The sequence below is a fragment of the Streptomyces sp. S.PNR 29 genome, assembly GCF_030386795.1.
In the GTDB taxonomy this organism is placed as follows: Bacteria; Actinomycetota; Actinomycetes; order Streptomycetales; family Streptomycetaceae; genus Streptomyces.
Genome location: NZ_JANUQM010000014.1, coordinates 167,375 through 178,385 on the forward strand (window position 1 = coordinate 167,375; position 11,011 = coordinate 178,385).

The following is an 11,011-nucleotide window of genomic DNA, read 5'->3' on the forward strand; positions in this document are numbered from 1 at the left end:
CGAACGGGCCGCCTGACCAGGGATTTCCGGGACGTTTACGATGACGGCCCCGCGGCCTCTACGGCATTGTCAGTGGTGTGGTGTGCAATGGATCTCGTGCCCGCACTGGAAGAACCACTGAAGAAGGTGCTCGGCCCCGCCACCGCGAAGGTGATGGCCGAGCACCTCGGCCTGCTCACCGTCGGCGACCTCCTCCACCACTACCCGCGCAGATACGAGGAGCGCGGCCAGCTCACCCACCTCTCCGACCTCCCCATGGACGAGCACGTCACCGTGGTCGCCCAGGTCGCCGACGCCCGCCTGCACACCTTCGCCTCCGGCAAGGCCCCGCGCGGCAAGGGCCAGCGACTCGAAGTGACCATCACGGACGGCAGCGGCCGGCTCCAACTGGTCTTCTTCGGCAACGGCGTTCACAAGCCCCACAAGGAGCTCCTGCCGGGCACGCGCGCGATGTTCGCGGGCAAGGTCTCCGTCTTCAACCGCCGTCTCCAACTCGCCCACCCGGCCTATGAGTTGCTGCGGGGAGACGGTGATGGCGCGGCGGAATCCGTCGAGAGCTGGGCAGGCGCCCTCATCCCCATCTACCCCGCCACCGCCAAGCTGGAGTCCTGGAAGATCGGCAAGGCCGTCCAGACCGTCCTGCCCAGCGCGCAGGAGGCCGTCGACCCGCTCCCGCCCTCCCTCCGGCAGGGCCGGGGCCTGGTCCCCCTCCCCGAGGCCCTGCTCAAGATCCACCGGCCGCACACCAAGGCGGACATCGCCGACGCCCGCGACCGCCTCAAGTGGGACGAGGCCTTCGTCCTCCAGGTCGCCCTCGCCCGCCGCCGCCACGCCGACACCCAACTCCCGGCGGTCCCCCGCAGACCCGGGCCGGACGGCCTCCTCGCCGCCTTCGACGACCGCCTGCCCTTCACCCTCACCGAGGGCCAGCGGAAGGTCTCCGAGGAGATCTTCGACGACCTCGCGACCGAGCATCCGATGCACCGGCTGCTCCAGGGAGAGGTCGGTTCGGGAAAGACCATGGTGGCCCTGCGCGCCATGCTCGCCGTCGTCGACGCCGGTGGGCAGGCCGCGATGCTCGCGCCCACCGAGGTGCTCGCCCAGCAGCACCACCGGTCGATCGTCGAGATGATGGGGGAGCTGGCCGAGGGTGGGATGCTCGGCGGGGCGGAGGACGCCACCAAGGTGGTGCTGCTCACCGGGTCGATGGGAGCCGCCGCACGCCGGCAGGCCCTGCTCGACCTGACCACCGGCGAGGCCGGCATCGTGATCGGCACCCATGCGCTGATCGAGGACAAGGTGCAGTTCCACGACCTCGGACTCGTCGTCGTCGACGAACAGCACCGCTTCGGCGTGGAGCAGCGCGACGCCCTGCGCGGCAAGGGCAAACAGCCGCCGCACCTGCTGGTCATGACCGCCACGCCCATTCCGCGGACGGTCGCCATGACCGTCTTCGGCGACCTGGAGACCTCCGTCCTCGACCAGCTCCCCGCAGGCCGTTCGCCGATCGCCAGCCATGTCGTGCCCGCCGCCGACAAGCCCCACTTCCTCGCCCGGGCCTGGGAGCGGGTGCGCGAAGAGGTCGCCAAGGGGCACCAGGCGTACGTCGTCTGCCCGCGCATCGGGGACGAGGAGGACGATCCGAAGAAGAGCGGCAAGAAGAAGTCCGCCGAGGACGAGGCCGACAAGCGCCCGCCGCTCGCCGTGCTGGACGTCGCCGGGCAGCTCGCCGAGGGGCCGTTGCGCGGCCTGCGGGTCGAGGTCCTGCACGGCCGCATGCAGCCCGACGACAAGGACGCGGTCATGCGCCGTTTCGCCGCCGGCGAGACCGACGTCCTGGTCGCCACGACCGTCATCGAGGTCGGCGTCAACGTGCCCAACGCCACCGTGATGGTGATCATGGACGCCGACCGCTTCGGCGTCTCCCAGCTGCACCAGCTGCGCGGCCGCGTCGGCCGTGGCTCCGCCCCCGGCCTGTGCCTGCTGGTCACCGAGATGCCCGAGGCGAGCGCGGCCAGGCAGCGGCTGAACGCGGTGGCGTCCACCCTCGACGGCTTCGAACTCTCCCGCATCGACCTCGAACAGCGCCGCGAGGGCGACGTCCTCGGCCAGGCCCAGTCCGGCACCCGTTCCTCCCTGCGGATGCTCGCCGTCATCGACGACGAGGAGATCATCGCCGAGGCCCGCGAGGAGGCCACCAAGGTCGTCGCCGCCGACCCCGACCTGGAGCACCTGCCCGCCCTGCGCACAGCGCTGGACGCCTTGCTGGACGAGGAGCGGGAGCAGTACCTGGAGAAGGGCTGACACACTGGAAACGGCCACCCTCTGAGCACACGACCACCACCCGAGCACACCGACAAGGACCGAGAAATGACCCGCGTGATCGCCGGCCGGGCCGGTGGACGCCGCCTTGCCGTACCGCCGGGGAACGGGACCCGCCCCACCTCCGACCGCGCGCGCGAAGGCCTGTTCTCCACCTGGCAGTCCCTCCTCGGCGGCCCCCTGGACGGCGAGCGGGTCCTCGACCTGTACGCCGGCTCGGGAGCCGTCGGCCTGGAGGCCCTGTCCCGGGGCGCCGGCCACACCCTGCTCGTCGAGGCCGACGCCCGAGCCGCCCGCACCGTCCGCGAGAACGTGAAAACCCTGGGCCTGCCCGGCGCCGAGGTCAGAGCGGGCAAAGCGGAACAGATCATCCGCGCGGCACCGCCGGCCCAGTCGTACGACATCGTCTTCCTCGACCCGCCCTACGCCGTCTCGGACGACGATCTTCGCGAGATTCTGCTCACACTCCGCACGGAGGGGTGGCTCGCGGAGGAAGCCCTCGTCACCGTGGAGCGCAGCACCAGAGGCGGTCAATTCCGGTGGCCGGACGGCTTCGAGGCGATCCGGGCCCGTCGCTACGGCGAGGGAACGTTTTGGTACGGTCGCGCCGCCTCTACGTGCGAAGACGCACGATGACCGGACCGGAGAGCGAGGGATCACAAGTGCGCCGCGCCGTCTGTCCCGGGTCGTTCGACCCGATCACCAACGGACATCTCGACATCATCTCCCGCGCCTCCAGGCTGTACGACGAGGTCTACGTCGCGGTGATGATCAACAAGGCCAAGAAGGGCCTGTTCGAGATCGACGAGCGGATCGACCTGATCCGCCAGGTCACCGCCGAGTACGGAAACGTCCGCGTCGAGGCCTTCCACGGCCTGCTCGTCGACTTCTGCAAGCAGCGCGACATCCCGGCCATCGTCAAGGGCCTGCGCGCGGTCAGCGACTTCGACTACGAACTGCAGATGGCCCAGATGAACAACGGCCTCTCCGGCGTCGAGACCCTCTTCATCCCCACCAATCCCACCTACAGCTTCCTGTCGTCCTCCCTGGTCAAGGAGGTCGCGACCTGGGGCGGCGACGTCTCCCACCTGGTGCCGCCGCAGGTCCTCAAGGCCCTCGCCAAGCGCCTGAAGAACGACTGAGCGCACCCGGGAAACGCCTCGGAGGCTGACAATCCGTCACCCGGTGTCCGGCGGGCACCCCAGGGTCGTACAGTCGTCCCGTCCGTCTCCAACACAGCTGTAGAGAGTGGCGAGCACCTGGTGGACGTACAGAAGAAGCTCGACGAGATCGTCACGATGGTCTCCGGGGCCCGGGGCATGCCCATGTCGGCCTCGTGCGTGGTCAACCGCGCCGAACTGCTCTCGATGCTTCAGGAGGTGCGGGCGGCGCTGCCCGACTCGCTCGCCCAGGCCCAGGAGCTGATCGGCGACCGCGAGCAGATGGTCGCGCAGGCCCGGCAGGAGGCCGAGCGGATCATCGAGAGCGCACACGCCGAGCGCGGCTCCCTGATCTCCGACACCGAGGTCGCCCGCCGCTCCCAGGCCGAGGCCGACCGGATCCTCGCCGAGGCCCGCCAGGAGGCCGAGGAGATCCGCGCCGAGGCCGACGACTACGTCGACTCCAAGCTCGCCAACTTCGAGGTCGTCCTCACCAAGACCCTCGGCTCCGTCGGCCGCGGCCGCGAGAAGCTCCTCGGCACCGGCCCCGGCACCGACGAGAACGGCTACGAGGACGAGGACGCCCCCGAGCGCAGCCACGACCCGGAGACCCTGCGCCGCGACGCCGACGCGTACGTCGACGCCAAGCTCGGCGCCTTCGAGGCCGTCCTCGCCAAGACCCTGGAGGCGGTCGGCCGCGGCCGCGAGAAGCTGCACGGCCGGATCGCCACCGACGACCTCGGCGCCCTCGCCGACGACACCTCCACCGTCCAGCACTCCAGCGACGCCGACTACCTCGCCGGCCTCGCGGCGGTCGCGGACGCCCCGGCCCCGCAGCAGCCCCAGCAGCAGGACTACGCCCAGCCGGAACCCGCGTACGGCTATCAGCAGCAGCCCGACCCGTACGGCGGCTACCAGCAGCAGTACTCCGGCCAGCAGGACCCGTACGGCTACCAGCAGGCCGACCCGTACGGCTACCAGGGCTACGACGCCCAGCAGGCCGCATACGACCCGAACCAGGCGCAGCAGGGGTACGCCCAGCCGCAGTCGCACACCCTGGACGAGACCAGCCTCTTCGACACCAGCATGATCAGTGCGGAGCAGTTGCGGGCCTACGAGCAGGAGCGCGGCACCACCTGAGCCGGTCGGCGGCCGGGAGCGCACACCGGATTGGGCCGTAGGCGAAAGGTCCAGTATCCTGGCTCTTCGGTCGCGCGTACGTCCGCGATCAACGCTGCCCGGGGGACACCGAAGGGCGGCGTCCCCGAGAGCTCAGAAGATCGAAAGCAGGAATGGCTCTGAACGCCCGCCTCGACCACCGCAACCCCCTCGTGTTCGACACGCACGAGCTGGGTCGGCGGCCTGGTGCGCTGCAGCGCCTGACCCGCACGGTCGACGCTCCCAAGGACTTCGGTCTGAAGGGCGTCGTCGGAGTGCCGGAAGGCGCGCCGGTGGAGCTCGAACTCCGCCTTGAGTCGGTCATGGAGGGTGTGCTGGTCACAGGCACCGCCCGTGCACGGGCCGAGGGGGAGTGCGTAAGGTGTCTGGAGCCGCTTGAGCTGGAGCTCGAAGCGGACTTCCAGGAGATGTTCTCGTACCCTGACGCCGACGACCGGGGCCGCGTGATCGCGGAACCCGGCGACGACGCCGAGGACGACGAGGACAGGCTCTTCCTCGAGGACGGCCTGTTCGACCTCGAACCCGTGCTGCGCGATGGGGTGGTGCTCGCACTGCCGATGCAGCCGGTGTGCCAGGAAGACTGCCCGGGTCTGTGCTCCGAGTGCGGAGCGCGGCTGGCGGACGACCCGGACCACCATCACGACGCCGTCGACATCCGTTGGGCGGCTTTGCAGGGACTCGCCGGCCAGCTCCAGGACGGCGACAAGGACGAGACGAGCGGCGCCGAAGCGGGCGTCGACGAGAAGCAGGAGAAGTAGCCGTGGCTGTTCCGAAGCGGAAGATGTCGCGCAGCAACACGCGCCACCGCCGGTCGCAGTGGAAGGCTGCGGTCCCCACCCTGGTTGCGTGCGAGCGCTGCCACGAGCCGAAGCTGCAGCACATCGCGTGCCCGTCGTGCGGCACCTACAACAAGCGCCAGGTCCTCGAGGTCTGAGCGGCTGGTGAGAGGCACTGTGACTGACGCCAAAGAGAGCAGTCCCCGTCAACGCGGGGGTCGTCCGGCGGACAACCAGGCCTCGTCCCACACCCTTCTGGAAGGGCGGCTCGGCTACAAGGTCGAGTCCGCCCTTCTGGTGCGAGCACTGACCCACCGTTCCTACGCATACGAGAACGGCGGTCTGCCCACCAACGAGCGGCTGGAGTTCCTCGGGGACTCCGTCCTCGGCCTGGTGGTCACGGACACGCTGTATCGCACCCACCCCGACCTGCCCGAAGGCCAGCTGGCCAAGCTGCGGGCCGCGGTGGTCAACTCGCGTGCGCTGGCAGAGGTGGGGCGCGGCCTCGACCTGGGTTCCTTCATCCGGCTCGGCCGCGGTGAAGAGGGCACGGGCGGGCGGGACAAGGCGTCCATCCTCGCCGACACCCTGGAAGCGGTGATCGGCGCGGTCTATCTCGACCAGGGCCTGGACTCGGCGGCGGAGCTGGTGCACCGTCTGTTCGACCCGTTGATCGAGAAGTCCTCGAACCTCGGAGCCGGCCTGGACTGGAAGACCAGCCTCCAGGAACTCACCGCGACCGAAGGGCTCGGCGTCCCCGAGTACCTGGTCACGGAGACCGGCCCCGACCACGAGAAGACCTTCACTGCTGCCGCCCGCGTCGGAGGCGTCTCGTACGGCACCGGCACCGGCCGCAGCAAGAAGGAGGCGGAACAGCAGGCCGCCGAGTCCGCGTGGCGGTCCATCCGGGCCGCGGCGGACCAGCGCGCCAAGGCAGCGGCGGCCGAGGCCGCCGAGCTTGCGGGGGGCGCCGACGCCCCCTCTGCCTCCGTCTGACCGAACAGAAGAGCGCACCCGAGCGCCCGTCCCTGCTTGGGGGCGGGCGCTCGGTTCATCCACCGCCCGCGTGTCGGGGGAGTACGGGGGAGCCCCATGCCCGAATTGCCCGAGGTCGAGGTCGTCCGGCGCGGTCTGGAGCGCTGGGTCGCCCATCGCACCGTCGCCGAAGCCGAGGTGCTGCACCCGCGCGCGGTGCGCCGCCACCTCGCGGGCGCCGACGACTTCGCGCACCGCCTGCGGGGCCACCGCATCGGCACGCCCAGCCGCCGCGGCAAGTACCTCTGGTTGCCCCTGGAGGACACGGACCAGTCGATCCTGGCCCACCTCGGTATGAGCGGCCAGCTCCTCGTCCAGCCGCACGAGGCGCCCGACGAGAAACACCTGCGCATCCGCGTCCGGTTCGCCGACGACCTCCAGACCGAACTGCGCTTCGTGGACCAGCGCACCTTCGGCGGCCTGTCGCTGCACGACACCACCCCCGACGGCCTGCCCGACGTCATCGCGCACATCGCCCGCGACCCCCTCGACCCGCTCTTCGACGACGAGGCCTTCCACCAGGCGCTGCGCCGCAAGCGCACCACGATCAAGCGCGCCCTGCTCGACCAGTCGCTGATCAGCGGCGTCGGCAACATCTACGCGGACGAGGCCCTGTGGCGGGCCCGCCTCCACTACGAGCGCCCCACGGCCACCTTCACACGCCCCCGCACCTTCCAACTCCTCGGTCACGTGCGGGACGTGATGAACGCGGCCCTCTCGGTGGGCGGCACCAGCTTCGACAGCCTGTACGTCAACGTCAACGGCGAGTCCGGCTACTTCGACCGGTCCCTCGACGCGTACGGCCGCACGGGCCTGCCCTGCCGCCGGTGCGCCACGCCGATGCGCCGGCGCCCGTGGATGAACCGGTCCAGCTATTACTGCCCGAAGTGTCAGCGGGCGCCGCGCGTCATGCCGTGACAGCGGCTACGCGTCACGCTTCTCGTCGTACCGCCGGCGCGCGTCCAGCACGTCGTCCATGCGTCCCTCCAGAAACTGGATGAGGCCGATCAGCCGCTGGGCCACCTCACGCCCCAGAGGGGTCAGCTCGTAGTCCACGCGGGGCGGGTTGGTGGGCTGGGCCTCGCGGTGGACCAGCCCGTCGCGCTCCAGGGCGTGCAGGGTCTGGGACAGCATCTTCTCGCTCACGCCGTCGACGCGGCGGCGCAGCTCGTTGAAGCGGAAGGACCCCTCGTACAGGGCGCCGAGCGTGAGTGCGCCCCAACGACCGGTGATGTGCTCCAGGGTGCCGCGCGAGGGGCAGGCCTTGGAGAACACGTCGTACGGGAGGTTCGGGTCCTCCGCGCGCTCCTGCGTGGTCGTCATGGCTCCAGCGTACTCCAACGCAGCGCCAACCCGCGGGTTGCGCTAACCAAAAGTTAGTGCTTTCCTTTTCTCGCCGTCGATGAACTGCGTGTTCGTCGCGGCGCCCCTTGCCGTCCCCAGAGGAGTACCTACGTGACCACCCCAGTTGTCTCCATCGCCTACCACTCCGGCTACGGCCACACCGCCGTCCTCGCCGAGGCCGTCCGCTCCGGTGCCGCCGATGCCGGCGCCGAGGTGCACCTGATCAAGGTCGACGAGATCACCGAGGAACAGTGGGAAACCCTCGACAACTCGGACGCCATCGTCTTCGGTTCGCCCACCTACATGGGCACCGCGTCCGGTGCCTTCCACGCCTTCGCCGAGGCGACCTCGAAGCGCTGGGCCGTCCAGGCCTGGAAGGACAAGCTGGCCGCCGGCTTCACCAACTCCGCCTCCAAGAGCGGCGACAAGCTGCACACCCTGCAGTTCTTCCAGATCCTCGCGGCGCAGCTCGGCATGCACTGGGTCAACCTCGGCCTGCTGCCCGGCTGGAACAGCAGCACCGCCTCCGAGACCGACCTCAACCGCCTCGGCGTCTTCGCGGGTGCCGCCGCCCAGACCAACGCCGACGAGGGTCCGGAGGCCGTCCACAAGGCGGACATCGCGACGGCGGAGCACCTGGGGCGCAGGGTCGCGGAGACGGCGAAGGTGTTCGCGCGCGGGCGCACCCTGACGGCCGCGTAAGCGATTGCCCGAACGATTGCGCGCAGGTCCGCGCACGTCCGCCCCTGCACGCGAGCGGCTCCCACCGGTCACCGGTGGGAGCCGCTCGCTGTCGGTCTGCGCCCGATGTGCCTAGTAGCCGAAGTCCTGCGTCCACCACGGGCCACCCGACCCGAAGTGCACGCCGACTCCCAGGGTCTTGAAGTCGCAGTTCAGGATGTTGGCCCGGTGTCCCGGGCTGTTCATCCAGGCGTCCATGACGGCCGCCGCGTCGGCCTGGCCCCGGGCTATGTTCTCGCCGCCGAGGTCGGTTATCCCGGCCTTGTCGGCCCGGTCCCAGGGGCTCGCGCCACTGGGGTCGGTGTGGTCGAAGAAGCCCTGCGCGGCCATGGCGTCGCTGAAGTCCTCGGCCAGTTCCCCGAGCGCGCTGTTCGCGGAGACCGCGCTGCAGCCCGCCTTGGACCGCTCCTCGTTGACGAGCTTGAGCACCTGGGCCTCGGCGGCGGCCTCCGCGGAGACGGTCACCGGCGCGCTGGACGACGACCGCTCCGGCTTCCCGGTGGCCGTCTGCGAAGCGGGCGGCTTCGGCTTCTCGGTGCCGGGCGTCGTCGCCGGCTTCTTCGACGGTGTCCTGGTCGGCGTCTTGGCCGGCGTCTTGGTCGGTGTCTTGGTCGGCGTGGCCTTCGAGGTCGAAGGAGACGCCGAGGGCGAGGCGGGGCGCTCGGAGTCCCGGCTCGTGGCCGTGCCGCCGGCACGGCTGTCCGCGCTGCCGGAGGTACCGCCCTGCTCGGTCGGGACGTTGGTCGGCGAGTCCGCGGCCTGCACCTTGTCGGCGCTGTTGTTCCCACCGCCGAGCTTGTAGTTGTCGAGGCCGGGCACCGCACCCGTGGCCACGGCGACCGTGCCGATGGCGACCGCCGCGGAGACGCCGAGCAGACCGGTCTTGACCGGCACCGCCTTCTTCTTCCGGCGCCGGTGCGCCCCCGCGCGCCGGGGGCCGTCGGAGGGCGTGAAGCCGTCGCCGGCGAAGACCGCGGTGTCGTCGGCCCGGGTGTCACCGTCGTCCGCCGCGAAGAGGTAGGCCTCGGTCTCCGCATACGTACCGGCGTACGCCTCGGGGTTCAGATAGGGCGCGATGCCCATCGTGGGGCGGTCTTCACCGTACGAGCCCAGGGCGTCGTGACCTTCCGTGGCGTAGCCGTCCGTCTGTGTGACCTCCGCGGCGCGGCCCGTGGCGGCGCGGCCGGCGGCGGAGCGTCGGTGGCGTCCCATGTCCTGGCCTTCCTCGTCCTGTGCGGTTGACTCGTCCTCTGCGGTCAGACCCAGATGCCTCACAAAACTCACACGATCTAGTGAGTTTCGTATGAGATTCGTTGGGTGGGGACGGTACCGCATGGCGCCCGGAGGTGGACGTGCCCTGAGTGACTTGGGCCCGTTAGGTTGCAGTCATGAGCGAGGATGTGCGACTGGTCGCCTGGGTGCGTGGACGCGTCCAAGGTGTGGGTTTCCGCTGGTTCACGCGGGCCAAGGCCCTGGAGATCGGCGGTCTGAGTGGTTTTGCTCTCAATTTGGGCGACGGGCGGGTCCAGGTGGTCGCGGAGGGCCCGAAGGACCGCTGCCGGGGTCTCCTCGACTGGCTCCAGGGCGACGACACGCCCGGCCGCGTGGACGGTGTCACCGAGATCTGGGACACACCTCGCGGCGGCTACGACGGCTTCGCCATCCGCTGATGCCGTGCCCTGCGGCGGCTCGTCGGCGGGCTCCGAACCCCCCGCCGAGGGCCACCCGCACCAGAAACTCCCTGGTGATTGCCGAGAACCCCTTGCCGTGGCAGGCTCCACGCGCAAAGATGATCGCCTCGCCCTGAGGCCCCGCAGGAGTCGCAGCGTCGCCGTTCGTGGCCGCGCGCTCCCGGGCTGCCCGCCCACGCAGGGCGTGATCGTGTTGACCGTCAAACTTTTTGGTGAGACGCTGAAAGCCCGAGCACCTTGGCTGTTTGGCGCGTAAGAACGGCAGCACAACTCCACAATGCCAAGCACCACGGGTGCGAATCCCTCACGACCCACACCGCTTCGGTCGGTCACTCAGTGTGGAGGACCATCCATCATGGCAAAGGCGCTTCTCGGTTACGTCGGCGGCTCCGACCCTCGACTCCTCGCCGAGATGCGACGGCTCCAGCAGCGCGTCCAGGACCTGGAATCCGAGCTCGTACGGATCCAGGCGGAGAACGACGCCCTGACGGCTGCCGCTTCTCACGACAGGATCATGGAGAGCGTTGACGCACACCAGGCGGAGCCTGCGCTCACCTGATCACTGCATCGCTCCACGAAAGCACAAGCAGTGGTTGGGCTGCCCGTACAACCGCTCACTTGTCAGAGTTGCAAGGGACGCCTCGGCGTCCCTTCTTTCTTGCCCCCACGCATCCTTTCACCGTCTTTAACGTTTGGTGTGCCCTGCGCGTTCACCGGCGAAACCGTGGGTTCATGGAGTGAGACGAACCCGGGGGGTAGAGTC

At 69.9% G+C, this 11,011-nt stretch carries 13 protein-coding genes; 11 read left to right on the top strand and 2 right to left on the bottom strand.

Annotated features, from left to right (window positions below):
- Nucleotides 1–87 precede the first annotated feature (87 nt).
- The 8 genes from recG to mutM all read left to right on the top strand — a co-directional run bounded on the left by recG (nucleotide 88) and on the right by mutM (nucleotide 7,390).
- Nucleotides 88–2,304 carry an ATP-dependent DNA helicase RecG gene (gene recG, locus NW895_RS32385; protein ID WP_289940123.1) on the top strand — a complete coding sequence of 739 codons (2,217 nt, stop codon included), beginning with the start codon at nucleotides 88–90 and terminating at the stop codon, nucleotides 2,302–2,304.
- 66 nt (nucleotides 2,305–2,370) lie between these two features.
- Nucleotides 2,371–2,958, top strand: a complete 588-nt coding sequence (gene rsmD, locus NW895_RS32390) for a 16S rRNA (guanine(966)-N(2))-methyltransferase RsmD (RefSeq protein ID WP_289940125.1) — start codon at nucleotides 2,371–2,373, stop codon at nucleotides 2,956–2,958.
- Nucleotides 2,959–2,984: 26 nt separating this feature from the next.
- On the top strand, nucleotides 2,985–3,464 hold the full coding sequence (gene coaD / locus NW895_RS32395) for a pantetheine-phosphate adenylyltransferase (RefSeq protein WP_289940126.1): 480 nt from the start codon (nucleotides 2,985–2,987) through the stop codon (nucleotides 3,462–3,464).
- 120 nt (nucleotides 3,465–3,584) lie between these two features.
- Entirely contained in the window at nucleotides 3,585–4,622 is a 1,038-nt protein-coding gene (locus NW895_RS32400; protein ID WP_289940127.1) for a cell division initiation protein, read from the top strand.
- A 152-nt stretch (nucleotides 4,623–4,774) separates the two neighbouring features.
- Complete coding sequence (locus NW895_RS32405; protein WP_289940128.1) at nucleotides 4,775–5,419, top strand: YceD family protein; 645 nt, start codon at nucleotides 4,775–4,777, stop codon at nucleotides 5,417–5,419.
- A 2-nt stretch (nucleotides 5,420–5,421) separates the two neighbouring features.
- Complete coding sequence (rpmF, locus tag NW895_RS32410; RefSeq protein ID WP_007493396.1) at nucleotides 5,422–5,595, top strand: 50S ribosomal protein L32; 174 nt, start codon at nucleotides 5,422–5,424, stop codon at nucleotides 5,593–5,595.
- 19 nt (nucleotides 5,596–5,614) lie between these two features.
- A complete protein-coding gene (rnc, locus tag NW895_RS32415; RefSeq protein WP_289940136.1) occupies nucleotides 5,615–6,433 on the top strand; it encodes a ribonuclease III in 819 nt (272 codons plus the stop codon).
- A 96-nt stretch (nucleotides 6,434–6,529) separates the two neighbouring features.
- On the top strand, nucleotides 6,530–7,390 hold the full coding sequence (gene mutM / locus NW895_RS32420; protein WP_289940137.1) for a bifunctional DNA-formamidopyrimidine glycosylase/DNA-(apurinic or apyrimidinic site) lyase: 861 nt from the start codon (nucleotides 6,530–6,532) through the stop codon (nucleotides 7,388–7,390).
- A gap of 6 nt (nucleotides 7,391–7,396) precedes the next feature.
- Here the strand turns inward: mutM and NW895_RS32425 are convergent, their stop codons facing one another.
- The gene (locus NW895_RS32425; RefSeq protein WP_289940138.1) at nucleotides 7,397–7,795 is read right to left on the bottom strand and encodes a helix-turn-helix domain-containing protein; all 399 of its coding nucleotides are present in this window, start codon (nucleotides 7,793–7,795) and stop codon (nucleotides 7,397–7,399) included.
- A gap of 132 nt (nucleotides 7,796–7,927) precedes the next feature.
- Here NW895_RS32425 and NW895_RS32430 point away from each other — a divergent pair, with 132 nt between their 5' ends.
- On the top strand, nucleotides 7,928–8,518 hold the full coding sequence (locus NW895_RS32430) for a flavodoxin family protein (RefSeq protein ID WP_289940139.1): 591 nt from the start codon (nucleotides 7,928–7,930) through the stop codon (nucleotides 8,516–8,518).
- 111 nt (nucleotides 8,519–8,629) lie between these two features.
- On the opposite strand, the gene NW895_RS32435 is transcribed toward NW895_RS32430, so the two are convergent.
- Nucleotides 8,630–9,769, bottom strand: a complete 1,140-nt coding sequence (locus tag NW895_RS32435; RefSeq protein WP_289940140.1) for a CAP domain-containing protein — start codon at nucleotides 9,767–9,769, stop codon at nucleotides 8,630–8,632.
- Between the two features lie 176 nt (nucleotides 9,770–9,945).
- Between NW895_RS32435 and NW895_RS32440 the strand changes: the two genes are divergently transcribed.
- Entirely contained in the window at nucleotides 9,946–10,227 is a 282-nt protein-coding gene (locus tag NW895_RS32440; RefSeq protein WP_289940141.1) for an acylphosphatase, read from the top strand.
- A 376-nt stretch (nucleotides 10,228–10,603) separates the two neighbouring features.
- Nucleotides 10,604–10,807, top strand: a complete 204-nt coding sequence (locus NW895_RS32445) for a hypothetical protein (RefSeq protein ID WP_142192916.1) — start codon at nucleotides 10,604–10,606, stop codon at nucleotides 10,805–10,807.
- Nucleotides 10,808–11,011: the final 204 nt, after the last annotated feature.